The 26,814-nt window shown below is 62.7% G+C and carries 18 protein-coding genes; 4 read left to right on the top strand and 14 right to left on the bottom strand.

The features are described 5' to 3' along the window. Position 1: 1 nt before the first annotated feature. Both BN1724_RS08915 and BN1724_RS08920 read left to right on the top strand, forming a co-directional pair. Positions 2–1,990 (top strand): ABC transporter ATP-binding protein, encoded by a 1,989-nt coding sequence (locus tag BN1724_RS08915; RefSeq protein WP_058235072.1) that lies wholly within the window; start codon positions 2–4, stop codon positions 1,988–1,990. A gap of 142 nt (positions 1,991–2,132) precedes the next feature. Then, positions 2,133–2,927 (top strand): 4'-phosphopantetheinyl transferase family protein, encoded by a 795-nt coding sequence (locus tag BN1724_RS08920; RefSeq protein ID WP_058235073.1) that lies wholly within the window; start codon positions 2,133–2,135, stop codon positions 2,925–2,927. Between the two features lie 263 nt (positions 2,928–3,190). Here the strand turns inward: BN1724_RS08920 and BN1724_RS08925 are convergent, their stop codons facing one another. Further along, positions 3,191–3,508, bottom strand: a complete 318-nt coding sequence (locus tag BN1724_RS08925; protein ID WP_231928206.1) for a helix-turn-helix domain-containing protein — start codon at positions 3,506–3,508, stop codon at positions 3,191–3,193. Positions 3,509–4,514: 1,006 nt separating this feature from the next. Between BN1724_RS08925 and ptsP the strand changes: the two genes are divergently transcribed. Continuing rightward, positions 4,515–7,139, top strand: a complete 2,625-nt coding sequence (ptsP, locus tag BN1724_RS08930) for a phosphoenolpyruvate--protein phosphotransferase (RefSeq protein WP_231928207.1) — start codon at positions 4,515–4,517, stop codon at positions 7,137–7,139. 23 nt (positions 7,140–7,162) lie between these two features. Next, the gene (locus BN1724_RS08935) at positions 7,163–8,953 is read left to right on the top strand and encodes a PTS transporter subunit EIIC (RefSeq protein WP_058235075.1); all 1,791 of its coding nucleotides are present in this window, start codon (positions 7,163–7,165) and stop codon (positions 8,951–8,953) included. A 323-nt stretch (positions 8,954–9,276) separates the two neighbouring features. Here BN1724_RS08935 and BN1724_RS08940 read toward each other — a convergent pair whose 3' ends face one another. From BN1724_RS08940 to BN1724_RS09000, 13 genes are all read right to left on the bottom strand, one after another. After that, positions 9,277–10,887 (bottom strand): MFS transporter, encoded by a 1,611-nt coding sequence (locus tag BN1724_RS08940; RefSeq protein ID WP_197671780.1) that lies wholly within the window; start codon positions 10,885–10,887, stop codon positions 9,277–9,279. 13 nt (positions 10,888–10,900) lie between these two features. Next, positions 10,901–12,280, bottom strand: coding sequence for a hypothetical protein (locus BN1724_RS08945; RefSeq protein WP_058235076.1), 1,380 nt, complete (start codon positions 12,278–12,280; stop codon positions 10,901–10,903). Then, positions 12,271–12,861, bottom strand: coding sequence for a 4'-phosphopantetheinyl transferase family protein (locus BN1724_RS08950; protein ID WP_172797107.1), 591 nt, complete (start codon positions 12,859–12,861; stop codon positions 12,271–12,273). Before BN1724_RS08950 ends, BN1724_RS08945 begins: the two co-directional genes overlap by 10 nt. Positions 12,862–12,878: 17 nt before the next feature. Next, a complete protein-coding gene (locus tag BN1724_RS08955; RefSeq protein ID WP_084252923.1) occupies positions 12,879–15,254 on the bottom strand; it encodes a beta-ketoacyl-[acyl-carrier-protein] synthase family protein in 2,376 nt (791 codons plus the stop codon). A 3-nt stretch (positions 15,255–15,257) separates the two neighbouring features. Beyond that, the gene (locus tag BN1724_RS08960) at positions 15,258–16,349 is read right to left on the bottom strand and encodes a hypothetical protein (protein WP_058235078.1); all 1,092 of its coding nucleotides are present in this window, start codon (positions 16,347–16,349) and stop codon (positions 15,258–15,260) included. Then, entirely contained in the window at positions 16,349–18,757 is a 2,409-nt protein-coding gene (locus BN1724_RS08965; protein WP_058235079.1) for a GNAT family N-acetyltransferase, read from the bottom strand. The genes BN1724_RS08960 and BN1724_RS08965 overlap by 1 nt, the downstream gene beginning before the upstream one ends. Before the next feature lie 21 nt (positions 18,758–18,778). Then, positions 18,779–19,411, bottom strand: coding sequence for a 3-hydroxyacyl-ACP dehydratase FabZ (fabZ, locus tag BN1724_RS08970; RefSeq protein ID WP_084252924.1), 633 nt, complete (start codon positions 19,409–19,411; stop codon positions 18,779–18,781). Further along, positions 19,408–19,710, bottom strand: a complete 303-nt coding sequence (locus BN1724_RS08975) for an acyl carrier protein (protein WP_058235080.1) — start codon at positions 19,708–19,710, stop codon at positions 19,408–19,410. The genes fabZ and BN1724_RS08975 overlap by 4 nt, the downstream gene beginning before the upstream one ends. Before the next feature lie 149 nt (positions 19,711–19,859). Further along, positions 19,860–20,621: an SDR family oxidoreductase gene (locus tag BN1724_RS08980; RefSeq protein ID WP_231928208.1), complete on the bottom strand. Its 762-nt coding sequence runs from the start codon at positions 20,619–20,621 to the stop codon at positions 19,860–19,862. Further along, a complete protein-coding gene (gene sbnB / locus BN1724_RS08985; protein WP_084252925.1) occupies positions 20,614–21,795 on the bottom strand; it encodes a 2,3-diaminopropionate biosynthesis protein SbnB in 1,182 nt (393 codons plus the stop codon). Before sbnB ends, BN1724_RS08980 begins: the two co-directional genes overlap by 8 nt. Continuing rightward, positions 21,792–22,994 (bottom strand): 2,3-diaminopropionate biosynthesis protein SbnA, encoded by a 1,203-nt coding sequence (gene sbnA, locus BN1724_RS08990; RefSeq protein WP_197671782.1) that lies wholly within the window; start codon positions 22,992–22,994, stop codon positions 21,792–21,794. The genes sbnB and sbnA overlap by 4 nt, the downstream gene beginning before the upstream one ends. After that, on the bottom strand, positions 22,991–25,432 hold the full coding sequence (locus tag BN1724_RS08995; protein ID WP_058235081.1) for a lantibiotic dehydratase: 2,442 nt from the start codon (positions 25,430–25,432) through the stop codon (positions 22,991–22,993). The genes sbnA and BN1724_RS08995 overlap by 4 nt, the downstream gene beginning before the upstream one ends. Continuing rightward, positions 25,429–26,811: an aminotransferase-like domain-containing protein gene (locus BN1724_RS09000; protein WP_197671783.1), complete on the bottom strand. Its 1,383-nt coding sequence runs from the start codon at positions 26,809–26,811 to the stop codon at positions 25,429–25,431. Before BN1724_RS09000 ends, BN1724_RS08995 begins: the two co-directional genes overlap by 4 nt. Between the last annotated feature and the right edge of the window lie 3 nt (positions 26,812–26,814).

A 26,814-nucleotide genomic window follows, 5' to 3' on the forward strand; every position in this document is an offset into this window, starting at 1 on the left:
TATGACAAACTCTGATGCGACAGATCTCAAGACCGCGCAGGTCACCACACTGGCGGATAATCCGTCACGGCGCGGGGTGGCCCGGGCTGCGTGGCGATTTGCCAAACCCCACGGTTTTTTGATTGCGGGGGCAGTAGCGCTCGCTGTGCTGGGGAGTTTCGCTGCGACCTTGCCGTCGGTGGTGGTTGGACGCCTCACCGATGCTCTCCTAGACGGAGACCGGCAGCGGGTGGTGATGTTCGGGGTGATCGGGGTTGCCCTGGCACTCGGGCAGGTGGTGCTGTCGGCACTCAGCCGGGCGCAGCTTGCTGCGTCGGGTGAGTATCTGGTGCGCGATGTCCGAGACACGGTCGCGCACCGGCTCGCGACGGTGTCGTTGCGCTTTATTGAGCGTCACCGCACAGGTGAGCTCTTGCAACGCTCCACAGCGGAGGTGTCGGCGCTGTCGGCATTTGTACGCGAGTCTTTGGCAGGGTTGGTTGTCACGGTTGCGACCGTGGTGCTGTTCGTGATCGTGCTGGCCACCCAGTCGTGGATCCTGGTGGTTGTTCTGCTGGGCGTGTTTCTTCCGCCTTCGCTCTATGTGATGCATCGGTTCCGTTCGCAAGCGGCTACCGCTTTTGGTGCGGAGGCACAGGCGGAAGCCCAGGTAGCTGCGGATTTAGCTGAGAGTTTTCGGGTGCGCTCTTTGCTCGCCTCAGCCCCCGAGATCACTCGTGAGCGCCACGCGAACCGGGCAGCGCAGCTGAACCAGGATGCGGTGTCGGCGCAGCTACGGACGGTGAGGCTCGCCCGGTGGGTGGGTGCCACCACCGTGATTGAGGGCCTGACGATGGTGGTTCTGATCGCTGTCGGGTCCTACCTGGTAGCGCAGGGCATGGTGACCGTGGGCGTGGTGGTCACATTTGTGCTGGCCAGCGTCACGCTTTTCGCGGGGTTCTCGGATCTGGTCACGCTGGTCGGCCACATCGAAGAAGTCTTAACGGGTGCGGCTCGGGTGCACGAGCTCATTGAGGCGAGCACCAATGGGTCCGACCGGCGCCAGCAGGAAGGCGGGGGCCGGGCATCGTCGCGAGATCGAGGCCGAGGTCGAGGTCGAGGCCGGGGTGCGGTGCGAGGTGTAGGCCGGACTGTGGCCCGAAATCCGGGCCGGGAGGCTATGCGAGCTGCGGGCCAAGTGGCAACGCGAGATACGGACCGGGGCGCGGTGCGAGATGAGGGCCAAGGTGCCGTGCCGGATGTGGACCGGGTTACCGCGTCGCGCACACCCGATGTTGACGAGGCGGGTACGCCCGCCGTTGAACTCGACCGCGTGTGGTTCGGGTACGACACCGAACCGGTGCTGCGCGGACTGTCGCTCAGCATCGCTGCCGGTGCGAGATGCGGGCTATCGGGCCCGTCCGGCGCCGGAAAATCGACCATCGCTACGCTGATCGCCGGGCTTTATGAGCCGCAGGCGGGTCGGGTGCGCTGCTGCGGCATCGACCTGTCAACGCTCACCCCGCACGAGCGGGCCCAGTTGGTGTCGTTTGTTCCTCAGGAAGTGATTCTCGGGCCGGGCACCTTGGCCGATGAGCTGAGACTGGCTGCACCGCAGGCCGATGACGACACATTGCGCGAGGCTTGCGCTGTGCTCGGACTTAAATCCTGGCTCACGAGTCTCCCCGATGGCCTGCTCACCCCGGTGGGTGCCGGATCAGTGCTGAGTGCGGGGGAACGGCAGCTGGTGGGTCTTATCCGGGTGGTGCTTCGCGGCAGCCCCGTCATTGTGCTCGATGAGGCCACCTCAGACATTGACCCGGCGGTGGCTGAACTGGTGGAAACCGCGCTCGATCAACTGGCGGCTTCGCGCACAGTGATCGTGGTGGCTCATCGAGAGAGCACTCTCGACCGGCTCAGCACGGTGTATCGAATCGAAAACGGCACAGTTGCGGCATACGCTAACCGAATGGATGATCGGACCGGCAACCGTGACGGGCTCATGTCATGAGGATGCCGTTCTCCGAAGACCTTGCGTCCGCGCAGGTGAGGATCTTGCGTCAGACGGTCCAGCTCCCCGATCCGAGAACTATTCCTGGTCTGGGAACCGATGCCGCCGTCCACGCGGGTGGGGGAGCATTGAGGGTGTCCGGATGGCTGAAGCCTGCCGGACCGGCGGAGGAGTCGACGCGATTGCAGCAGGGGCGGTAGGTCGTTCGGTCGAGACGGGGGCGGTAAGTAGCTCGGTCGCGGCGCGGGCGAGTTGGGGGGCGATGCCGGGCAGTTTTGTCACGGTCACTATTGCGATAGCCGACGGATTATTGTCGGCGAGCCCGCCCGCCTGGCTACGTCTTCTGCCCGACGACCTACGTCGAATGCGGGCATACCGCCGCGAGGAGGATGTGCGGCGCTTCGTCACCGGTCGGGCTCTGGTCGCCTGCATGGCACGCCAAATACTCGGCGATTCGGCTCATGACCTGCGGTTTAGTCGTTTGGTTGACGAGGTAGGAGAGCGGAAACCTCGGTTCGCCTGGACATCGGATCCCGCGGGTCCACCGGATCTACCCGAGGTATCGATATCGCACAGCGGGCACTTAGTGGTGGTCGCTTTTGCGATGGGGTTCGAGGTGGGGGTGGACGTTGAAATGCACAAGTCTTTTTCCCTGCCTTTTACTGGCGCAGAGGACCCGGTGATGCGCATTGTGCTGACCCCGCAGGAACGAGCACGGCTGCATTCTCGAGGGGATGCCGCAGAGGCGTTTACGGCCAAAGAAGCAGTGTTGAAAGCGGTTGGCTGGGGTCTCGCGATTGACCCGCTGCTGGTCGAAATTATCGACAATCGCGTTACGCGTTTCGACGCACCACAGGCACGGGCGGTCTCTATTGCCCCGTTAATTGTTCCCGGCGAGGCTTCGGCGCATGTGGCGATTGCGCCGTTGGAGGCGTAGGGCTGGCTTCTGCGAAGATAGCTTGCACAATCCGTGGGGTGGTGTGGTCTCCCTTCGTAGTCTCCATGTGCAATATTTTGTGACGAGTCCAAGCGGTTCCATCTGATTGGACGTATCTTCAAATGTGTGCCGAGGTTGGCTTTCAATGATCGATGCCAAGGTGTGGATGTTCGTACGCTAGGAGCCAGTGGTCTGCTTACTGTGCCTCGTACTAAAGATCATGAAAATAATTCCTAAAAATACGTTCGGCTGGTAAGCAGATTTCAGTCTTTAATCCGGATCTCTAATACTCCGCCGACAGCTTGGGCAATGCGTACAAGCATTACCCCTCCGGGTACCTGCGCACCATTTTCGATAGCTGAGATGACGTTTTGGCGAGTGCCTGCACGTCGGGCGAGCTCAGTTTGCGTGAGACCTGCATTTATGCGGGCCTTATAGACCATTTCAACAATATGTAGTCGCGCTTCCGCGATGGTGGTGGCTTCCGCGTATCTGGCGTGTTCTTCGTCGCTCATCGTGGCCAATTTTTCAGCCCTGGCCTGTTCCCAGGAAACGGTTTCTAATTTTGTCATCGAGGTCATTCGGAGTAGTCCTGCCTGAGTATAGTGGTATAGTCGTCCCACCTCGTGAGAGCTTGGTTATCATGGCGATGACAGAAGCTTATTCCCGTGAAAGCGTGTGTGAACCGGGTTTAGGGAATTTGTTGACTAGATGTTTGGCGGGTCACGATTCCACTCGACGCCTTAGACACATAAATGATCATGGTGGTGTGCGTAGAGTCGGCGATGCGAGGCGGCCCCGTCGTGCTTCCCATGGTCGGTTATGTATCCAGGAGGGCTTTTGTGCTGTTGCATGCCACCTGGTTATCCTCCTGTAGGTCTTTTGCGCTTGCCGGTGTCGGCGTAGGTAGCTGAAGGTGCCTCTGGGCCATTAATGGTGGGGCGGGAAGCCATGCCCGTCCTAGTGGCCAGAACCCTCGACGATCAAGGCCGCTCACAAAGTAGCGGCGTAGACCGGTGTGCGGGACATATGGGGAAAACGGGAAGGGTAGGGGCTGCCAGTATTTAGTTATTGGAAACAAGATGTCGTGGGCGGGCGGCGACTGGAAGCCCTGGCGACTGAAAACCCGGGTGACTGAAACCCTTGGGAAACGGCACTACCACGGAACCGTTTGAGCTTCCCACTTCTCCACTTCATCACCCTCGGTTCAATCGAAATTCGGGAGTCGCACTCCTAGAGAAACACCTTAGAAACGCCCGGAGCTCCATCCTCCTTGCCGCTAACCCCGAGCCAACCACTATGTCCAGACAAAGTTCACGCCTCGGTAACTGCGATTATGTCAAGCCTTGGCAGGTGCCGAACACGTGTTTAGGATGCAGATCCGAACACGTGTGCAGGGCGAATGTGCAGGGCGCTTTGGCTATCATGTTATAAAGCGCACATCCACTAATTTTAGGTGCGCGGTCCCACGGGAATGGCCTCACACTAGGTGCGGACCCGATTGCCGTGGGTTCACGGGATGGGTTGGACATACGCCTCTGGCAGGGTCGCACCCATCCTCTTTGTCGCTGAAGAGGAGGGACGCTGGTGAGTGACCCAATGAATGCCACCCAGATCAGGATCAAGGCACCCCTGACGGGCATCATGATGCCCATTGAGCAGGTGCCGGACCCCGTATTTGCCCAGAAAATGGTGGGCGATGGTTTCTCAATTGACCCGTTGAGCGGCGAGCTCGTAGCTCCCGTCAGCGGTGAAGTTGTCGACCTGCAACCGTCAGGCCACGCCATCACCATCCGCTCGGACGAAGGCCTGGAAGTGCTCATGCACATCGGCCTGGATACCGTGAAGCTGAAGGGTGAAGGTTTCACGCCCAAGGTTGCCAAGGGTGATCGGGTGAGTGTGGGTGATGCACTCATTGACGTCGACCTAGACAAGGTCGCAACCCGAGCCAAGAGCCTGCTCACCCAGGTCGTGATTACCAACTCCGACCGCATTTCCGAGCTGCGCCCGCGCACCGGTATGGTCACCGCCGGCAAAGACGTTGCCGCCGAGGTCACCCTGGCCGTGGACGCTGCCCAAGCCGCGCAGAGCGCCGGTGAACAGGAAGTTCTCTCCGAGGACGTCCAGCTGCCGAACCCGACCGGCATGCATGCGCGCCCCGCCGCCACGCTGGCGAACCTCGCCAAAACCTTCAACGCCGACATCCACCTGCACCGCGGATCTGACGATGCTGACGCGAAGAGCATTGTGTCCGTGATGGCACTCGGGGTGCGCCGCGGCGAAACCATCACTGTCTCCACGCGCGGATCCGACGCGCAGACCGCATTGACCGAGGTCGTCAAGGCCATTAAAGAAGGGCTCGGCGAGGACTGCCCGCCCCTGGACGGTGCAAGCACATCCGATGCACCTGCTGCCGCCCCCGTCGCGGCCACTGCTGCCGCTGCAGCCGACACCTCAGCTGCCCCCGCTCCCAAAGCGGCTGAGGAACCGGCAAAGCCGCTGTCTGGCGATCCGAACCTCCTGATCGGTGTCTCCGCCTCCCCGGGCCTCGGTGTTGGCACCGTGGTGCAGCTGCGCCGCGAAGAGATCGAAGTTGTCGAACACGCCGATAACCCCGAGGCTGAGAAGAGCAAACTCACCGCCGCTATCGATCATGCGATGGGTGAGCTGAAACAGTTGCAGGACCGTCTGGAGCGGGAAGCCTCAGCCGACAAGGCTGCCATTTTCGCAGCTCACCAGGAAATCCTGGGCGACCCGGCGCTCGAAGAGCTTGCCCTGAACGGCATTGAACAGGGCAAGAGCGCGCCGTTCGCGTGGCGGGCCGCGTTCACCAGCTTTGCTGAACAGCTGGCTGCACTCGACAATGAAATCCTGGCGGGCCGGGCAACCGACGTGCGCGACGTAGGCCAGCGGGTGCTCGGTGAACTCACCGGTCAGCGCTCCCAAGCCCCGACCCTCGCAGCGGGCAGCATCCTGATCGCTGAAGACCTCACCCCGTCCGACACCGCACAGCTGGACCGCACCAAGGTTGTCGGATTCGCCACCACCGGCGGCGGTGCCTCCTCACATGTGGCGATCATCGCCCGGTCACTCGACATCCCTGCCGTGGCGGGGATCGAAGCCCGCGCTCTGACCATCGCCGACGGCGCCAAGGTGGTGCTGGATGGCACCAAGGGCACTCTGCGGATGAACCTGTCCGACGCTGAAATCGAAGAGATTCGCGTCCGTCAGCAGCGGATCGAGGAGAAAAAGGCTGCCGATGAGGCACGCAAAGACGATCCCGCCATCACCACCGACGGACACCGCGTCCAGGTGGTCGCCAATATCGGTGGCGTTGAGGACGCCCGCCAGGCCATGACCATGGGTGCTGAGGGTGTCGGTCTGTTGCGCAGTGAGTTCGTGTTCATGGACCGCACCACCGCCCCGACCGAAGCTGAGCAGGCCAAGATCTACTCCGACTGCTCGCGCGCCCTGACCCTCGGCCAGCCGCTGGTGATCCGCACCCTCGATGTCGGCGGCGACAAACCGATTAGCTACCTGCCGATGCCCGCCGAAGAAAACCCGTTCCTCGGCGTACGTGGGGTGCGCCTCGGCCTGGAACAGCCCGAGGTGTTGCGCACCCAGATCCGCGCGATCCTCGCCGCGGCCAACTCCGGCGCCGACCTGCACGTGATGTTCCCGATGATCTCGACCATCGAGGAATGGCGCGCCGCCAAAGCGATTTTCGACGAAGAGCGCGACAAGAGCGGAGTGACCACCAAGGTGTCGGTTGGCATCATGATGGAAGTTCCGTCGGTCGGCGTGATGGCACACCAGTTCGCCAAGGAAGAAGGCTGTGACTTCTTCAGCGTTGGCACCAATGACCTCACGAGCTACACGCTCGCGATGGACCGGGGGCACCCCAAACTCGCCCCTCAGCTTGACCCGTGCAACCCAGCCGTTTTGACCCTGATCGGTCACGCGGCCGAGGCTCTGCACGCACACGGTAAATGGCTCGGAGTCTGCGGCGGTATCGCCTCGGATCCCCAGGCTGTCCCGATCCTCCTCGGGCTCGGCGTGGACGAGCTGAGCTGCTCCGTCCCCGCTATCCCGTCCATCAAATCGATGGTGCGGGCCTACTCAATGACCCAGTGCAAGGATCTGGCCCGCAAGGCCGCTTCCTGCGCAACCCCAGCAGAAGTGCGCGCTCTCGTCCCTATTGACGTTGCGTGACACCCGGCCAAAATAGGATAAAGATGAGTAACACCGCATCAGACATCGTCAAGGCAGTCGGTGGTCCTGAGAATATTCAGGGATTGACCCATTGCGCTACCCGCCTGCGTTTCCAACTCAGGGACTCCTCCGTGGTGGACGCGAAGCAGGTCGAGGCAATCCAGGGCGTCATGGGCACTGTGCCCCAGGGCGGAAACCGCTTCCAGGTCATCATTGGTGGCGCCGTTCAGAACGTATTTGACGAGATTCAGCGACTTCCCGAAATGTCAGCTCCCAAACAGCTGACCGACGCCGAAGTGAAGGCGGCCGCCCGTGCTGGCGGTCCGCGCGGACGCTTCGCCTTTATGGACTCGTTCTTCGAGTTCCTGTCGGACTCGTTCCGCCCCATCATCGGCGCCCTGCTCGGTGCGTCGCTGTTCATCACGTTCATGTCCCTGATGAGTACCTTGGGCGTGATCGGGAACTGGGCCGACCCTCGTACCGACCTGCCGCCGTCGTGGCAGTTCATGAACCTTCTGTGGCAGTCGGTCTTTATCTTCCTGCCGCTGATGGTTGCCTACAACGCGTCTAAGAAGCTGAAAGCTGACCCATGGGTTGGCTTCGCGATCATGGCACTGGTAATGCTGCCGGGCTTCTCGAAACTCGGTGAATCCCCCGCAGCGCACACCACGGAGTTCCTCGGCTCCAAGGTGACGTTGATCGACATCTTCGGCGTGCCGCTGACCATCTTCAACTACAGCTCGCAGGTGTTCCCGCCGCTGCTCATGGCGGCGCTGCTCGGTCTGCTGTACAAGCTGCTAAAGAAGATCATCCCCGCCAACCTGCAGCTGATTTTCGTGCCATTCTTCGCCATGCTGATCATGCTGCCGCTGACGGCCTTCCTGATCGGCCCCATCGGCGTGTACGCAGGTGCCGCCGTCGCCGACGCACTGCAGTGGGTGAACTCGCTGTCGCCATTCGTGTTTGCGATTATCGTGCCGCTGGCTTACCCCTTCATGGTGCCGCTCGGTCTGCACTGGCCGATCAACGCCATCATGCTGCTGAACATCCAGACCCTCGGATACGACTTCATTCAGGGCCCCATGGGTGCATGGAACTTCGCCTGCTTCGGTGCCACCGCCGGTGTGCTGGTCCTGTCCTGGCGCGACCGCGACATGCAGATGCGTCAGACCGCAACCGGTGCCCTCGCCGCGGGTCTGCTCGGTGGTATCTCCGAACCGTCGCTCTACGGTATTCACCTGCGCTTTAAGCGGATCTACCCGCTCATGCTGGTGGGCTGCCTCCTCGGCGGTATCGTCATCGGCATTGGCGGCGGTGTGAAGACCAGCGCCTTCGTATTTACCTCGCTGCTGACCATCCCCGCATTCGACAATATCCCGCTGTACGCGATCGGTATCGCCGTTGCGTTCTTCACCGCCATGCTGCTGGTGATCTTCGTGGACTACCGCACCCCGGAACAGCGCGCTGAGATCAAGGCCGCCAAGGCTGGTGCTTCGGCTGACACTGAGGAGGAGTCCGCTGCGGCTGCTCCCGCCGCCATCGCCGTGGACGAGGCCGAGGCGAAGCAGGCCACCGAGTGGCTCGCGGCTCTCGGTGGCGCGCAGAACCTGGTGAAGGTCGATGCGGTTGCCGAGACTCGTTTGCGGGTGGAACTGAAGGACGGCTCAAAGCTGGATCAGGACGCTCTGCGCGCAGCTGGTCTGCCCGGTGCCGTGAAGATCTCGCCGACCGTCTGGCATCTGGTAGCGGGCCTGAAAGCCCCGCAGCTGGCCGCCGCGATGAACGAGCAGGTAGGCACTGCCGTTCTGGCCTGAGACGATCTGCATGACTGAGACTGGACTCGGAGCCGGTGAGGCCGAGAAGCCGCTGATGCGTTCACGCATCAGCGAGCTTCCGGCTCACAGACTCTGACCTCTCACGGATTACCCTCGAAACCTGCCGTGGGGGACACGTACAAAGTGTGTCCCCCACGGCAGGTTTTTATATACGGGATGGGCGCGGGGATGCCGCGATCAGATAGCCGTCATCATCCATCCAGCTACGTGCGGTGCCACCTAATTACCTGTGGCACAGCCCAACTATCTGCGGTGCTGTCACCTACCTATGGTGTTGTCATCTATCTGAGGTATCGCATCGTCTATCCGTGGTGTCGCTTCTCGACCGCGGCGAGTATCCCCGCGGGCACCGCACACAGTGCCGTTGCGCCGAGCAGCCACCAGCTGGATGCCGCAAAAACATGCGGGGTCAGCCCGTGGTTGCGAACGGAAAGGGTCTGTAGGACGACCATGATGATGGTTGCCGCCAACGTGCCACCGAGCCGCTGCACGAGGTTGAGCTGAGGAGATGCCTCACCGATGGATTCGCGCGGAATAGATTCAAAGGCACGCGTCATGGCGGGGACGATTGTCAGCCCGGCACCTGCGCCCCGGATAATCAAGATGATCATAAGCAGGGTGTAAGACGTCGTCGCCGACAGGTGCACCAGTGGAATCGTTGCCGCAATGGTGAGCGCGATGCCAACGATCATGGTCATTCCACCCCCGATTTTCGCCATCATCCGGGGACAGAGAATGGCGGAAAGCAGCACGCCGACACCACTGATGGACAGCAGCAGGCCGGTAACGATGGTGTTGTTACCGCGTCCAGCTTCGAGGTACAGCGGGATGATGACCATCGGTGCATACAGGATGAACCCCAAAAAGAACACGTTGATCGCTGACCAGGTATAAACCGGGATTCGCAGCAGGCGAAGGTCCATCAGCGGGTGCTTGGCATGCAATTCCCGGTAGACGAACACAGCTGCGAACACGAGTGTGATCGCACTGGTTGCGCCGACCTCCCCGATTGAGAGCGGATGGTGCGCGAGCGAGTTAATGACGATGACGCAACCCAGCACCGTGCCTATGCCGGTGACCAGCCCAAAAACATCCAAACTTCGGGCGGGGCGATGCGAGGTGTCGCGTCGGGGAAGATGCCGCAGCGCGGCGACCACCACGATGGCGCAGTAGGGAACGTTAACCCAGTACACGGCACGCCAGCCCCCGGCGAATGCAATCAGCAACCCACCGATGGTCGGGCCAACTAAAGGAGCGATACAGGAGACCGTCCCGTTCAGTGACTGCACTTTGCCCAGGAATTGTTTCGGGATGTCCTGGGTGATCAAGATGATGGCGACCGGGGTCAGGATCCCGGCGGCTGATCCCGAGACGGCGCGAAAAGCAACCAGCCACCACAGCGATGGGCTCAGTGAACACGCCAGTGAGCTCAGCCCGAACACTACGAGCGCGGCGGTAAAAAGCTGTCCGGCACCGTAGCGATGGACCAGCCAGGATGTCAGCGTCATGGTGGCGCAGAAGGCCATCAGATACGAGTTCAGCACCCACTGCATGGACCCGATGGAACCGAATGATTCGGCGGTGGCGTGCAGTGACACGTTCACGATGGTGGTGTCGAGCATGGCGATGAACGATCCGGCCATGGCGATGACGAGGGTGGCGGTTGTGGTCCCCGAGGAGGTCATGGTACTGGGCTCCTCACCTGTGGGGCTGGCGCCAGTGGTGGGGATGGGGCCAGACCTAGCGCCGTCGATGTCCGTAGGACCGGCAGCGGGTGCAGGCCCGACGGCGGATGCAGTGCCGACGGCGGATGCAGGACCAACGGCGGATGCAGTGCCGACGGCGCATGCCGCGGGATTGGGGCCGGCGACGGCGGTGTTGGCAGTGGTGGTGTCGGAAGACGTGGTGGTCACGTGGCTCTCGCAATCAGTGAGCGGGATTCAGGGCAGTCGTTGAGCTCGCTGCGGCCATTGAGCTCGGCGCGGCCGTGGAAGGTGCCGCAGCCATGGAAGTTGCTGCAGCCATGGAGGTAGCTGCAGCCGTGGAGGTTGTCGCGGGCTGGTCGGCCACCGCGGGGCCAGCGGTGTCAGTGGTGTCAGCCGCTGCGATGTGGTTCGCAATGGCGGACAGGATCGCGCGAGCGATCTCGGCGTCATCGTCGTGCCGGCAGGCGAGGGTGAGGTCAGTGCCCCTACCCGGGATGGTGTAGGAACTGATGAACATTGCGGCGTACGGCACCAGCATCGGCAGGGTGTGCATTCCGGTGGCGGTGAACGATGCACAGGTGTAATCAGCCAGCCTGGCCGTTCCGTGGTCGGAAATAATCGCTAGGCAGGGGAAACGCCCATCGCGCCCGACATCTTGCGCCTGCCGGATGGTACGTGCCACGGGGTTTGTGCGTCGGAAATCAGAGGTGACCGATGCCAGCTCAGCGCCCCGGGAAAGCGCCTGCAGCAGCATTCCATAAGCGCAGCGCCACCGGGTATCGCGGTCGATATCCAGGTAGAGCGGGACGCTCAGGTTTGCGGTGGACGCAGACCGGCGGTCGTGGCGACGCAGATCCACCGGGATGAAAACCCGTGCTTGCGGCCCGACTAGGAAACCTGCGAGCACCTCCATCATGCGAGCCGTCATCGCCGACGCAGTATGAGGGGTGGTGAGGCGGTACCAGGTGAGCTGATCGCGCGGGGACCGGCCATTGGAACGCAGCGGTGACGGACACATCAGCGACCCACTGACCGGGGCGGGCACGGCCTTACGCTGGCGGGCAGCATCCGCGTAATCCTGCTCGGTGAGCGTGTTGTGTCGGGATCCTTCGAGGTCTTCGCCGCGCAGGACCCGAAAAAGCTCGGCGGTCCAGTGTTCGAGCCCGCGCCCGTCGGTGATCAGATGGCTTGCCCGAACCACCAGGCTGACCCCGTGGGGCTGGTGAATGATGTGAAGGGCGCACAGTGGCCCGCGCACCGGGTCAAAGGGCTGGTGCATGAACGGGGCGCAGGTCCAGTCGGCATCATCCCTAGGTCCAGCGCCCATCCAGTGCTCGGTGACGACCGGCACAAGGTCGGACTCCACCCAGAATGCGCCCCGGCGCACCACGTTCAGACCCGGGTTAGCCTGCGCGGTGATCGCGACGGCCGGTTGTAACCGCTTCGCGGACAGCTCACCGACACCGTCTATGACCAGGTTAATCACCGGATGCGATCCCTGAGTGGCAGCGTTGAGGTACCCGCGCTCGGTGGAGGAAATCTTGCGCCGGTAATACGGGATATCGCGGTCACGCGGGGTATCGGTGTGGGTCACGGACACGTGAGCAGTCCTTCCGATGGGATCGGTGTGGGTTCAAGACGCAGGCCGAGGCGGCGGTTAAGAGTGCCGGACCACCAACGCACCGGCTCAGGCTGGGCGGCGGCGAGGGCGAGAACGCCTACGTCGCACGGGCGGCTCTGTACCCAGCCCACGCCCTGTACCTTCCGCCATCCGGACGTCCATCCAGGGAGCTGAACGTCGCGAAAGTCCTCGACACTGAGACCAGACATTTTGATGAGCGCTTCGGATTCGGCGAACTGGGCGATGGTGGCGGGTTGGTGGGCCGGGAGGCGCAGAATCTCGGCGAGATAACCGAGGGCAGCCGGACGATGACGGTGATCCTGTAGGTCGATACCGATGTGGTGATCAGACAGCGCCACCCCACCCCACCGGCCACAGTGCGACACCGATCCATGCATTCCTGCACCCGGCCACCACCAGCGTTGATCGGGGTCACGGGTGAGGATCTCACCAGCGGGCACACCCCGGGCGGTCGCGACGGTTTGGAGCAGGTAGCGTCCACCTCCGCTGGTGTGATGGCCAAACTGGTCGCGATGCTGACCGGACTGGCGAACCGTCACACAGTCGATGACACCGCTTAAGCTGAGCATGGCCCGTCAATCACCATGGCGGCGTAGGCTCCGCCCAAGGCATATGAGGACAGCAGAATCGGGCTAGCCTGGTCGGTGCCCAGCAGCGCCGCAGCGAGACCTAAACCAGCTGAAGACCCCTGGGTATCTCCCCAAACCGTCTTCGGGCTGAATACCCGTCTCCCACGAAGACCCGCGTCCTGGAATGCTTGGGCTTCAGCTGCTTCTACCTGGCCACTCCCGTGAGCCGCTGAAATCACGGTGCCAATCTGGTCGGCTTTGAGCTCGGCGCGGGTCAGCGCAGTGGTGAGCGCCTGCCCCCATCTGTGACCGTCGTCGCCGGTGCGACCCAGGCCCGTCAGCTGGCCGGTTGCGCCGAATCCGCGGATGGTGCCGAGAATGCGGGCCTGCCGTTCCGTGGCTGCGGCTCGTGACTCCACCAAAACAGCCACGGCCCCGTCAGAAATCGGTGCCCTTACCCCGGTGCCCGTGCCGTGCCGGGAGTTGTGCTGGGCGGCGACCTCTAGCGCTAGCGGCGGGAACTCGTCGGCGATGACCACCATGATCCGTTCGGCTCCGCCACGTCGAATCACCCGGCTCGCCAGATCGAGCGCCATCACAGAGCTAGTCCCTCCGGAGGCGATGGTGGCGGTGTAGCCCCGGTAGCGGTTCAGCACTGCCAGGTGCCCGGCGGCCGCGTTCACCACAGTATTGGGGAAGACCAGCGGGTTTGCTCCCTGGATACCCGAGGTGATGATGCCGTGATCAAATTCGAGCAGCGCAGACACCGGGCCGTATCCGGTAGCAAACACGATCCCGGTGGTTTCCGCATGGACTCGGGTGAGCTTGCCGAACTCTGAGTACAGATCGTTAACGCTCGCTGCCGCCACGATAGACAACGGGTCCAGACGGCGCGCCTTGGCCGGGTTAACACCACGGACCGCCCGTTTCAGATCGGCTCGACCCCCGACCAGGGCAGGGTCGAAGCCATCTCCATCACGATCCATGTACCCGGCCATCAACGAGGCCAGTTTCCGGCAACCGATGATTGAACCCGCGAGTGCCCCCACCCCGGTAATAACCGCGTCATGCCTGGTGGGGTCCGGAGTTTCGATGCGCTGGTCCGGTGAACACACCACGATGGACGCGTTGTTACCGCCAAAGGCGAACGAGTTCGACATCGCCGTTGCCACTCGGGCAGGCCGTCCGCTGTCCGGGACGATATCGAGACCCGACGGGGCGGGCAGGTCGCGAGTATTAATGGTCGGTGGAAGCATCTGCTGGGTAATGGCCAGCACGGTGCACACGGTTTCGATGGCGCCCGCGGCACCCAGCGTATGGCCGAGGCTGGACTTCACGGAGCTGGCCGGAGGGCGGGGCTGATCGCCAAATAGCAGGCTAATGGCCTTGGGTTCGACGGCATCATTGGTGGGGGTGCCGGTTCCGTGCAGGTTGATGTAATCGACCTGGTCGGGTGTGTGTCCCGCGCAGTTTAAGGCCGCACTCATGGAACGGTAGGCACCCTGTCCGCTGGGGTCGGGTGCGGTCTGGTGGTAGCCGTCGCAGCTGGTGCCATACCCGGCGATCACCGCGAGCGAGTGGGCGTTGCGCTCGCGGGTGAAGGCGTGGCGTTCGAGGATCAGGAAACCTGCCCCTTCACCCAGTGTGAGACCGGTCGAGGCCGACATGGGGCTGCACGGGTTGGGGTCTAAAGCGCCAAGGCAGGAAAAGCCGTAGGAGCTCAGCGATGCTAGCGGGTCAACACCTCCGCAGATCACCACGTCGACGTCCCCGGCCCACAGCATCTCGGCGGCAAATCCAATGGCGATGGCACCGGCTGCGCAGGCGTTCGAGGTCACCGCTCGTGGACCCTTGGCGCCGACGTGGGTAGCAATATGGTCGGCGACGCAGTGCAACTGGGAGGTCAGCGCCGCCTCATCGTCGATGTCACCGTCGCGGATGGCGCGAGCGTGGGCGCGTTGCAGGGTGGGCATCGCGCCGAGACTGGATCCGACGATGACGGCGATCCGGCTGGGATCACAATGGCTCAGGCGGAGGTCGGCGCTGTGCAGTGCCTGGTCCACCGCGGTAGATGACAGGGCGTAGCAGCGGTCGATCTCGGGATCCTGCGCGGTGGAAATCATTCCGGCCCAGGTGGTGAGCAGATCCGAGGTGTCGAACAACGTGTTCGTGACAATGCCCGACTGTCCCGCGCAGATATTGCGCCAGCTGGTGTCGGTGTCGTCTCCGTTGGCGGTGACCAGTGAGATACCGGTGACCGCGACGGTGTTGTCAGCAGTGTTCTCAACGGTGTTGCCGCCGCGAAGAGTGCTGTTGGTAGGCAGAGCGTTGCCGCATGGGAGAGCGTCGGCGTGGTGAGGCATGGTTCAGCCCATCGGTTCGGTGGCGGATCGTGACAGCACACGGGGCAGTGACACGGTTATCAGGCCCTGGTCACCGTCGGGTCCAGTCGCGGTGAGATCTAGACCCGGCACCCAGAACGGGGCTTCGACCACGGCAAAGAACAGTTCTTCGTCGGGGTTCGCGGACGGGCTCTGGTAGACGATCTCTCCGATGCCTTCCTCCCCGGCGCACACCGGCGTGCCCTCAGGCAGCGTGGTTCCGGTGGCGGCGACCAGCGGTACCAGCTTGGCCTGGTTTTGAGTGGGCGGGGTGAGATGCTGCGACCCGCGGAAATCACCGAGCCGCTTCCAATCCACCATCCAGGAGAGGTCCAGCTGGTTGACGTTCAGTCCGTGCACGCCCATCCGGTAATAGGGAACCCCGGCTTCTGCTTCGACCCGGGCGAGCCCGTCGATGCCGACCACATCGCCGCCGTGCTGCCTGGCCCGTTCCGTGACGATGGCGGTGGCGCTGTGGGGCGCATTGCTCAGCAGAACATAGCCGTATTCACCGGTGGTGGAGATTCGCACTAGATGCGCGCGCGCATCTGTGTCACCGGTACATCCTCCCGGTGCGGATAGGGCCGAGCCAGACGCGCTGGTCTCCGGCGAAGCACTCTCTGGCAGAGTGCTCTCCGGCAGAGAGATATCGGTAATGCCGTGCAGGGGGAGTCCTGCGATATCGAAATCCAGGAATGTTTGAGCAACTTTCCACGCGGAGGGGCCCTGGAACGCGACCGCGCCCCATCCGGACGGGCTCACCTCCCAGATCACGCCGTCAGGCACCGGGATATCTGACAGGTAATCCTGGACCTCATCGGCGCTGACCGGTGTACGCGCCAACAACCAGGATTCATCGGTCAATTCCAGGTGGGCAAAGATGGCGAAAGGCTCGCCCTCGGACGTCAACGCCAGGCATTCATGCGTCGTGTCGGGATCCATGAATTCGCTGGATCGCGACAGTAACGCATCGCAAAAATCAAGCCGTTCGTCGCCGACAATGCGCACGAGCGGAGTCTCAATCGGGTGGACGGCCGTGGACTGGCGAATAACCTGGTAATCGGTCTGACTGGTCATCAGTCATCCTTTCGGTGGGGGAGTGAGCTATCCGAGACCGGATATTGGGTGAACTGTGAGGGGCGAGTATGGACCGGTTGCGTAGCTTCCGGGTTTAGGGCCGCGGGAAGCTGGTCGGTATGGGATTGCTCGAGGAGCCGGACCGTTTGGCAGGGCCCCGTCGGGGCGCCAGTTATACGAAGCCGCCAGGTCATGGGTGCGTCGGGCCCGATGGCCCGACTGACGCAACCGATCAGGAGCCCCGACGAGGTCGAACGCACCAGGATTTCCGGGCTCAACGCGTCGTGATAACCCGGTGCGGGCCCGATCTGGAACCAGAATCCGGCATCCAGTTCGACGGCGACGCCGCAGGTCCAGCGCTGCCAGCGTCTCGATGCGGTCAGCGACCATAGGCCGGACGGGCCGGGGAACACGATGCGTCCGCCAGTTCGATGACGCGGGGTGACCCAGAGGACGTTCTCGCTGGCGGTAACCGTTACTGGTACAGGTGCGGGCGCAGGTGTAGGAGCAGGTGTAGGTACAGGTGCGGGTGCAGGCGCAAAAGTGGGCATAAAAATGGGTGGAGCTAGCACGGTGAGGTCGTGGCAGCCTGGCCCGTTATCGCCGACACGGTGTCGAAGCTGGGGGATGATGGCGTCGGGGTCATCCTCCGCGGGCCGCAGACCCCAACCGATCCCGTGTCGCCTGTCCTGGCGGGAAATTTCCTGGCTGGTCCAGATGCCGTGGGACCAGACGGGGTTGCATGCGAAGGCTCGGCGTCGCGACGGCGCAGAGCGCACCACAGATCGGCCATTGACTATCCATCGCGTCACCGCGTGGGAGCCGGCATCCACGGTGAACTTTTCCTGTGCGAGCTCGGGTGCGGGTTCGGCTGCTACGGGTATTGCCGTGGGTTCACTATTGTTCGGGGCTGACGGCCGTTGCTCGGTTGCGTCGCACAGCATGATCGACGTGCTCAGGTGAACCGTGCCGGTTCGGTCAGTGCGCAGACGCCGATCCAGCAAATGCGAGTGCACCAGGGTATCGGCGGGGCCAGCGGTGGATGCCACGGGGCGAGCGTCGCTGTCGTACCAGGTGATCACGCAATTCGGGGGTAGAGCAGTGCCCGCGGCGGGCATTTCGCTTGCGTCGGGAACGGCTACATCGTCGCCGACAGGGCAAAGAGACGGGGATATGTGCTGGTCAGAGGTGGGCGTTGACGTGGGTAGAGGCTCGATGGCACCGACGGTCAACCAACCCTGGCGCACTCCGACCCACTGAAACATCCGCACCGGGGCATCCGGAAGACCGTGGATAGTGTGGGTGACGGTATTCGCCCCCAGCTCTATGCGGCACGACAGGTCGCACGGTTCCTGCCCCCGGTCTTCCGGTGCCCTCTGGTCTTCCTGTGCATCCCGGTGCTCCGGCGCGTCCCGATGTTCCTGATCCGCCCGATCGTGCTGAGTGATGACGAATCCGTTGGGTACGCGTGCGATGGTGAGCGGCCTAGGATTGCACTCGCGCCAGCCGCCGGCCCGATGGGGGACATGAGCGGGCAGAGCCCACTGCATCAATGGACCGTCGATGTGCCGGTGTGTGAGAGTGACGGTGCCATCGGCGGCGGAGACTCTCAAAGCGAAGTCTCCTCGGTGATGGGTGTGCTCGCCAGGGGTGGCGATGGGTCGGGCAGGTGGGTTGGTGAGCACCACGGGCCGGGTATCACCGCTGGCCAGTTCGAGTTCTGCCGTGGTCACCGTGGCGGCATCGACATCCACCACAGCGCGCACCTGAACGGCGCCGAGACCGAGGTGGTAGCGCACGGAGCGCCGTCCGCGATCCCAAAAAGTGTCCGGCTGGAGCTGGTTGCTTAGCCGTGTAGTCAGGCCCCCGAACGCGGTGAGCGAACGCAGACCAGCACGCATGTCATCGTCGAGATCGTCGATTATGGCGCGCACAATCAGCGGGATGAAGTTCGCCAGCTGCACGTTGCCGTCGGCTCCCGGCTGAGGATGGTCGATGCACACGCACCCAACCCGTCGATAGACCCGCAGGGCCGCCGTATTTGCCGGGTTGACGGTGAGGGTGAGAACGCTGAGTTTTTCGCGCAGCATGCAGTCAGAGGCCTCGCTGAACAATCGTCCTGTGACCACTGATTGGCGATAGCGCGGGGCTACGAAAAACATGTCGGCAATGCCTTCACCGGGGTGTGCGGTGCGTCGGCCATTGCTGCGAAATACTCCGATCGTGCCGATAACCCGGTCATCGTCACAGGCCAGGAGAAAGCAATATGGGCCCCGGTCGGTAATTTCCCGATGAAACTGCTGTGCTGTGACGCCGCTGCTCACCGGATTCGGGTTGTCGGCGTGGGAGGTAAAGAGATCGGCGACGGCGGGAGCATCGCTTTCCCGGTAATCCCTAATAATGACCATCGTGGTGTTCTTTCGCGGGTGTTAACCGAGTCGCTCGGTCACGATGAGTGTTCCTGCGGCAACCACCTTGCGATCCACGGTCGCCCGCACCTGGGCTTCGCGCAGACCGGAATATCGTGCGCCGAGCCGGGCAGACAGGTTCAAAACATCGCCGGGCACAACCAGCCGTGAGAACTTCATCTTGTTGATGGATCCCAAATAGCCGACGTGTTGGCTCAGCTGTGAAGACGTGGCGCCGTCATCGGGTGACCCGGTGACCTGATGGGTTGTCTGCCGGGCGCTTTGCTCGGTGGCTTTCGCTGCGGCTTCTTTGTGTTCGGCGATATAGATCACCGCGATGAGCTGTGCGAGGGCTTCAACAATCATCACCCCGGGCATGATCGAATGATCGGGGTAGTGGCCGGCGAAATACGGCTCGTTAATGGAGACGGCCTTAATTCCTTCGCCGCTCAGCCCGGGGTGGACATTGTGAGCGCGGTCGATCATGAGCATGGGCCAACGATGCGGCAGCATTTGCTTAATGTCGTCGCTGGAATAGGAATATAGCTGCTGCGATGTGTCCCCTGTTTGTGGGCATGTTTTCTGGGCGTACCTATCTTGGTTGGCAGGTCCCTGGGTCGAACTTTCTCGTAGGGGTAGCGATACGGAGGTCATGATGCGGGAGTGTTGCGTTCGATGTGGTCGACCATTGCGTTAATGGAACCGAAGGCTTGGGAATCGTCATCGCTTACCGACACCCCGAATTCGTTATTGACCATCACCACGACTTCGAGGGTGTCCAGCGAATCCATTTCCAAACCTCGTCCAAATAGAGGTTGATTATCGGAAATGATGTCAGGGCTAGTTTCTAGGCCCAGGCTGTTAATGATGTTGTTTTTGAGTTTCCAGTTCGTCGCCATTCGCTGCTCGGCTTTGTCGCGAATAGAGGCGGCATTGAGATGTGATGTAGACATATGGGGTCCTTTTCGGTGGTGAAACGGTGATGGGTTCGAGGGGCGATGGGCCGGTTGCGGCCTCGTCGGCTCAGCTCTTTCGCCTCAGCTCTGTCGGGATCGCGCTGGGTGCTCTGGTTGGTTCGGATGGGCAGCGACAGAGCGTCAAGTCAGCCGGTGATCATGCCGCCATCCACGGTGAGCACCTTGCCGGTGACATAGGAGGCGGCTGGGCTGGCTAAGAAGGTGACGCACTGGGCAACCTCGCTGGCGGTTCCAAGTCGTCCCAGTGGGATGGCGCTGGCTGCCTGTTCGCGGGAAGAGGCTGACAATTTGGCGACCATATCGGTGTCGATGAAACCCGGAGCCACGCAGTTGACGCGGATGCCTCGGCTGGCGGTTTCGAGCGCGAGGGTTTTGGTCAGGGCGATGCATCCGCCTTTGCTGGCGGCGTAGTTGATCTGTCCGCTGCGACCGGCGATGCCGCTGGTGGAACTGATCACCACAATGGAGCCGCCGCTGCTGTACATGGCCTTTACGGATTCGCGAGCGCATCGGAATGTGCCGGTGAGATTAGTGTCGATGACGTCGTGCCATTTGCGGGTGCTCATCGTGGCGGCGTGACCGTCAGAGGTGATCCCGGAATTGAGCACGCTCACATCCAGGCGTCCGAAACGCTCTCGGACCGCGCGGAAGGCGGCGAGTACGCTCGCATCATCAGCGGTGTCCAGGTTCAAGACCAGGGCCTGCCTGCCCGCATCCTCAACTTGCTCGGCGATTTGCTGCGCCGCCTCTGCTCGCAAGCGATAGGTGATGGCGACATCGCACCCGGCTTTCGCCAGCGCGACCGCGGTGGCGGCACCGATTCCGCGGGAGGAACCGGTCACAAGTGCCACAGTGCCCGGAGTAAACAGATTCATCAGCTCAGCCACGGGTCACCTCACCCTCATCCGCGGCGTGATCTTGCGCGGAGTGGTCTTGCGCAGGGCGGCTGGGTTGCACGGGGCTGTCTTGTGCGGCGTGGCCATGCGCGGGGCCGTCCTGTGTGGACTCTCCCTGCGAGGTGAGGTCGCTTGGCGCTAAGTTGCCGTGGCTCGCGCCGGTGACCGGGTGATGCTCGGGGGTGAAACCCTCCAAATCCACGCCGACACCGTGACGTTGGCAGTAAGTGAGAACCTCCCTGGCCAGAGCAATATCGAGCACGCCTAGCCCAAACGGGGAGAACACGATCCGTTTGGCCTCGGGCACGGCAGCGGCACCGAACAGCATGTCGCCCAGCGAGCAATCAATGAAGTCCCGGTGACCGCGAATTTTCTCGGCCAGGTGCAGGCTGGTCTCTTCCCGGCACACGTGGTCGGGATCATCGACGACATTGGCGGCGGTCAGAATCGACTGAGGCGTCAGATCGCGCAGAGACAGATGTAAAACCACCTGATGCGCAGGACCAGGCAGCTCCGAGAGGTCTAGCGAATGGCTGGAATCGGTGGTGGCAATGGTGACCGTATCGCTGCTTTCAAAAACGTCCGCGGGACAATCAGCGGTGGTGACGGTGATCTCGCGATGCGCTAGGGCCAGTAACCCGCCGAATGTTTGGGCTCGGTGCGGTAAAACGTCGTGCACCACGATGGTGCGCAAATCGGGGTGCAGCTGCGCGAGCTCGCGCACGGTCTGCAAGTTGATGGTGCCGCACCCGATCACCCCGACGGTGTGCACGGGACGACCGCAGTGCAAAACCTGGCTGGCTAAAGCCCCGCTGGCCGCGGTGCGAGCGATGGAGATCTGACTGGATTCAAGAACCGCCAGAGGATAACCGGTGTCCGGGGAGTTCAGGATCAACAGAGCCGACGCGCGCTGCTGGCCCTGTTCGGTATTGCTCGGAAATGAAGCAATCCACTTCATCCCCATGGCTTCGTGATCCCCCTCCAGATGAGCTGGAAGGGCGATGATGCGATCCGAGGGGTGATTCAGCGGACGCAGAAAACACGAGAACGGCACAACGGTGTGGCCGAGGCTATGCATCATGTAGGCGTGTTGCACAGTGCCGACGGTCGATAATTCGGGGCTAGAGAGGGCGCGGGCGACATCCGCGCTATTGAGCGCTTTCATTGGGCTTTCCTTCGGGACAGGCGTTGTGGAGTGAGGTCAATCGGCTGCGGGTTCTCAAGAGAGAACGCCCAGGTCTCGGGGCTCGGCAAAGGGCCTAGGCGCTCACGCACCCAGGACGGCGAGTACACGGTGTCCAGGTATCGGTTACCGCCATCGGGCATCAGGGCCACGACGTGAGCCCCGGCCAGTTCGCTCCCCAGCTGCCGGGCGCACCGCACAATGGCGGTCGCAATCGCGCCGGATGAGCCACCGAGAAGCAGCGATTCAGTGCGCAAGAGTTCCTGGCAGCCGATAACACAGTCCATATCGGTCACCAGAACGAGGTAATCCGCGAGCCCGTCAGCCATGAGCTGCGGGCGCACGGCAGCTCCGTGTCCGGGGATGTAACGGGGGCCGTCGATCAGGGGCTCCCCGAAGATCCGGCTCGATATGGAATCCACCGCAATCACGGTGACATCCCGGCCAAGACGGCGAAGCTCCTCGGAACATCCCCGCAGGGTGCCGCAGGACCCGGCGGCAACCACCAGGTGAGTGATGTCGGGTACGTCGCGCAGAATCTCGGCGATGGTTGCGCGGTGCGCACGCGGGTTATCAGGATTTTGGTACTGGTTTGGCCACCAGGTATTCGGGATTGTCCGGCAGATCTCGTGGACCCGGGCCAACCGTGCGGGCAGGTATTCACCAGTGGCAGGATCTGGATGCTCAATCACCTCGACCTGCGCACCGTAGGCGCGCATCAAGGCGATATTGGTCGGGGTTGCCTTGACGTCGGTGACGCAATGGAAACGAAGACCGTAGGCGGTGCACAGCTGGGCTAGCGCAATGCCGAGGTTGCCGGAGGAGGATTCCACCACCGTGGTGACGCCCGGGATAATCCGGTGATCGTGAAGAGCCCGGGTGAGCATCATCTGGGCAGCTCGAGCTTTAATACTGCCGCTCAGATTGTATTTTTCGAGCTTCGCGTACAGCGTGAACGCGGAGGTAGACAGGAATTTATCGAGTCGGATCAGCGGGGTGTTCCCAACCATGGTTGCCAGGGTGTGGGTCACTGATTGGTGCGGCACAGGATCTTCGCTGGGCAGTGCCAGGCCTTCGCTGCACAGTGCGGTGCGCTCTTCGGGCGGCGCAGAGCCGTCCTTGGGATGCAGCGGGAGCTCGGGGGCCTGTTCGGGCATAGTGGCGGTGGCTAGCAGGCTCATCGCGGTTCGCCTTTCGCCATCGCAACCCAGTGCTTGCGGGTCACATGGAAGCGGAACTCGCTGGTGTAGCGGCCCCCGTGCTCGTCGGTCAGCCAGCTTTCCTGCGGATGAGGAAGACACTCGCTCGCGGTGACGCGCGACCCTCCACTGAGGCGTTCCTGGCGTACCAGCCGGGTAAATGTTGACACCAACAGCGGACTTGTGAAGTCGACATAGACAGGTTTGGTTTCGCTGGGAAACTTCATAAAGACACAGCTCGGCAGCTGGTGGGCCCGGCGCCACCGGTCCACGGTGGCAAAAACGTCGGCTTCGCTGGCGTGACCGGGCAACGACAGGTCATCTAGACCCACCTGCCAGGTCTGCCGAAACAGCACCAGATCATCAATCGTCAGACGCGGAGCTGAGGAGCCGGGAAGGCCAATTTTGAACGCATCGCACGCGAGGATTGAGAGGGGAACGGCCCATAGCTCCGCCAGGGTGGCAGTGCGCTGATCTGGGAACACGCCGATAAAACCGGTGTCGTGGGGGCGCAGTTCGATACAGCCAGCAGGAACGACATGGCGCGGGTCAGTCGGGATTGCCGTGGTGAAGCCGATCCCGGTTTCGGAGGTACCGATCCGGGCGGGTTTGGTGCGTCCGGTGTTGCGCCGCCACGCTTCGGGGAAAAGCGGCACGATCCTGCTGCTGCCGAGCACGGTATTGATGGCGTCGCGCACGATCAGGTTTGCTCTGTCGGCCAGTGGCCATTCAAACAGTGGGGTTTCGCAGGAGGCGAGGCAGGCATGCAGCTCGCTGATCACCACCTGGTAGTTGCCCTGAGCGATCTCCTCGGCGGAGGAGGTGAGGATGTGAATATCGGGGCTGTGCACAGCCATCGCCGGAATCAGGTGGTCTGGCAGTGGGAACTGCCGGTGGACTTCGGCGGCGATGTCGGCGGATTTCATGCACACCCGGTTGGCGTGACCAGAGGCGTCGCCCAGGATGGCATTCCACCGCTGGGAGAGTTCCGCGGTGACCCCGGTGAGGGTGGGGGTGTCATCGCCCCAGAACAGGGACATGGACGGCGCCCATACGTCGGCCAGGGTGAGGGTGTGTCCGGGCCTCATCCGGGAGGAGATCAGGGTGGTGAGCTGCTCGGTGTAACGGGCGGTGAGCTCTGCGGCAAACCAATCGGCAGAGCGCAGAACCAGGTCCAGCGGGGCGGAAATACGCTCTAGCAGATCCCGTCCGATACCGGTGTCAATCCCCTGGTCGCAATCGAAATAGGCGATAGTGCGAGCGGCATAGGCCCGACCTTCATGGCGCTGGGCTTTCTCTTGGGTGAGCTGTGTGAACTCTTGATCGAGCCGACGGATCAGCGTGCGAATATCCCGGTGTCTGCGTGGCCTTGCGGTTAGGGTCGCGGTGAGCTGGTCAATTAGCTGGTTAAACCGGGCCAAGGTCTCCTGGCAGCGGATGCGAGTGACCGAGCAGTCAATAGCATCGACCCGGTCGGAGAGGAGCTGCCAGGAGATGGGCGAGATCGGCAGCGCCCCGTTCCAGTGCACCAAACGTTTGCGCGCGTATCGGGTGATGATCTTTTCGACGATCTCCCGGGTGAATTCCTGGCCGGGGTGGCGCTCGCGCAAGGTTGTGAGAATGTCCGGTCCGGTGCGCATTCCGTCGATGAGGCTCAGCACCGCGAGATCCGCAGCGGGCACTCGCAGCGGCGGCAGCGAGCGCCGGCGTATGATCCCGTGCTCCGGGTCAATCGCGTGGTCTACGCGCACCAGCGGAGGGAACCACCAGCGGGCTCCGGCATCAGCCAGTTGGGCGGCAATCGCGTTAATTGCCCAGGCCTCTAGTCGGACGACGGTGGCGCGCGGGGTTCGAGAGAACGCGGTGGGTAGGCAGGCCGTGTCGGTCTGACCGATTGGAATCCAGGAAATCGGGCCGAAATAGCCAATGGATTCGGCTTTGCTGCAATAGCGCTGCCAGTAGCTCGCGACTGCGCGCTCGCGGTTGCGACGCTTGGACCTCGGGTAGGTGTCGATGGGGCCGAGTTTTGCGACACAGGTGTCGATGAGCTGAGGGTTTTGCCAGGTGATCGCGGTCAACAGGTCGGGGTCTGCGCAAAGCTTGGCTATCGCGTTGGATGAGTGCACGCGCTCAGCCTCGAACAGCTCGGTGAAGGCGTCGGCGTCGAGGTCGCCGCGATCCAGATCCTCTAACGCTTTGGCTAATGCATCGCTTTGTAATAGGTCTAGGCCGTCGGCGGAGAAGCCTGCGCTGCGCAATAACCCGGCTCCGAACACTGCCCACGGGGTGGTGCCAAGCGGCACTGTGCGGTGCAGCAGGTCCCGGATCGCGGGTGCGGAACCATGCGTGGAGCTGAGCGCGTCATCCCCGACGCTGGCCGGGTCACGGTGGGAGTAGTTCGTCATGGTGGTGGTGCTCATGGCGCCGTCATTTCGTCAGTGGGAAGGGGCCGCGGCCCGTCGTGGATGTCGTGCGAGCCCTGGGTGTCGTGTGAGCCCTGGATGTCATGTGAGTCGTGGGTGTGGTTCAGGTCGCCGGTGAGCGCGCAGGCTAGTCGCCGCGCTCCGTCGGCCAGCAGGTCTGGGCGACAATGGCTGAACGACAGACGCAAGCAGGTCCGGTACGGGTGATGCTCGCTGATCGCGAAGTGGCAGCCGGGAACGTACATGACTCGGTGCTGCGTGGCCCGCTCGGCGAGTTGAAAGGTGTCGATTCCGTCGGGCCCGGTGAGCCAGAGGTAAAACCCTCCGGACGGTTCGGTCCACCGCCACCCGGCATCGGTCAGAGCGCTCTCAGCGAGGGCACGACGCAGGCTCTCGTGCTTTGCTCGATACCGTTGCCGGTAACCGTTAATCAGCGCGTCCCAGCCCGCCTCACGCGAGATGATCCCGACGATGTCGTGGGCCAGTGCCGACGGCGACAGGGTGAGAACTTCCGTCGCAGAACGCAGCTGATCATGCAGGTAGGTGGGCGGGTCAATCCAACCGCAGCGCAGCCCGGGGGCGAGCACTTTGGAGAAGGTCCCGAGGTAGACCACCCGCTCGGGAGCGATAGATTTCAGCGCTGGGAAGGTCTGGTCGGTGAAGGACAGTAACCCGTATGGATTGTCTTCGACTACCAGCAGGTCCAGGTCGGCGCAGACGCGCATCAGCTCGCGACGACGCTGAGGGGGCTGGGTGATGCCGGTCGGGTTATGGAAGGTCGGTACGGTGTATACAAAACGCACGCGATGCCCGGCCCGCCGAGCTGCTTTCACGCATTCAACCAGTGCGTTGGGATTGAGACCGTGCTCGTCGATGGGGCAGTCAACCAGGGTCAGCCCCGCGAACTGGAAGGCCGCACTAGCCCCCGGGTAGGCGGGTGATTCGCAGATGACCGCGTCTCCAGGTTCGGCCAGTCCGCGGGCCACGGCGACCAAAGCGGTTTGGGAACCGGAGGTGGGGATCAGATGCTCACTGGCGGGGATGTGTTCGCGGGCGGTGAGGTCCGTGATGGCACTGGTCAGGGGACCGCGCACGGTGAGCGGCGAATACTGCAAAAGGGTTGAGGCGCCGAGCCGGAGCCGACGGGCGATGTGTTCGGCGAGTTCATATGCGGGCAGGTCGGTGAGGTCGGGAAGGCCGCCGGCAAACGAAATGGTGCCTGGATGCAGCTCGAATAGGTTTGGCATCTCGACGCCTCGGCGGGGCCGGTTGCGGTCGGTAGCTCGATTCGTGGTGCTCTCGGGTGCGGCTGTGGCGGGTTCTGCCGACGGTCGTTGTGTTGTCCCCAGGTGGGCCGTGGGGTGGTGGGGGCTCATGGT

Origin of the sequence: Devriesea agamarum, from assembly GCF_900070355.1 — a bacterium.
Taxonomy (GTDB): Bacteria; Actinomycetota; Actinomycetes; order Actinomycetales; family Dermabacteraceae; genus Devriesea; species Devriesea agamarum.

What these genes read in the sequence shown, in the direction of transcription:
- BN1724_RS08915 (WP_058235072.1), top strand. Translation starts at nt 2, where the DNA reads ATGACAAACTCTGATGCGACAGATCTCAAGACCGCGCAGGTCACCACA.
- BN1724_RS08920 (WP_058235073.1), top strand. Translation starts at nt 2,133, where the DNA reads ATGGCTGAAGCCTGCCGGACCGGCGGAGGAGTCGACGCGATTGCAGCA.
- BN1724_RS08925 (WP_231928206.1), bottom strand. Translation starts at nt 3,508, where the DNA reads ATGACCTCGATGACAAAATTAGAAACCGTTTCCTGGGAACAGGCCAGG.
- BN1724_RS08935 (WP_058235075.1), top strand. Translation starts at nt 7,163, where the DNA reads ATGAGTAACACCGCATCAGACATCGTCAAGGCAGTCGGTGGTCCTGAG.
- BN1724_RS08955 (WP_084252923.1), bottom strand. Translation starts at nt 15,254, where the DNA reads ATGCCTCACCACGCCGACGCTCTCCCATGCGGCAACGCTCTGCCTACC.
- BN1724_RS08960 (WP_058235078.1), bottom strand. Translation starts at nt 16,349, where the DNA reads ATGACCAGTCAGACCGATTACCAGGTTATTCGCCAGTCCACGGCCGTC.
- BN1724_RS08965 (WP_058235079.1), bottom strand. Translation starts at nt 18,757, where the DNA reads ATGGTCATTATTAGGGATTACCGGGAAAGCGATGCTCCCGCCGTCGCC.
- fabZ (WP_084252924.1), bottom strand. Translation starts at nt 19,411, where the DNA reads ATGACCTCCGTATCGCTACCCCTACGAGAAAGTTCGACCCAGGGACCT.
- BN1724_RS08975 (WP_058235080.1), bottom strand. Translation starts at nt 19,710, where the DNA reads ATGTCTACATCACATCTCAATGCCGCCTCTATTCGCGACAAAGCCGAG.
- sbnB (WP_084252925.1), bottom strand. Translation starts at nt 21,795, where the DNA reads ATGAAAGCGCTCAATAGCGCGGATGTCGCCCGCGCCCTCTCTAGCCCC.
- sbnA (WP_197671782.1), bottom strand. Translation starts at nt 22,994, where the DNA reads ATGAGCCTGCTAGCCACCGCCACTATGCCCGAACAGGCCCCCGAGCTC.
- BN1724_RS08995 (WP_058235081.1), bottom strand. Translation starts at nt 25,432, where the DNA reads ATGAGCACCACCACCATGACGAACTACTCCCACCGTGACCCGGCCAGC.
- BN1724_RS09000 (WP_197671783.1), bottom strand. Translation starts at nt 26,811, where the DNA reads ATGAGCCCCCACCACCCCACGGCCCACCTGGGGACAACACAACGACCG.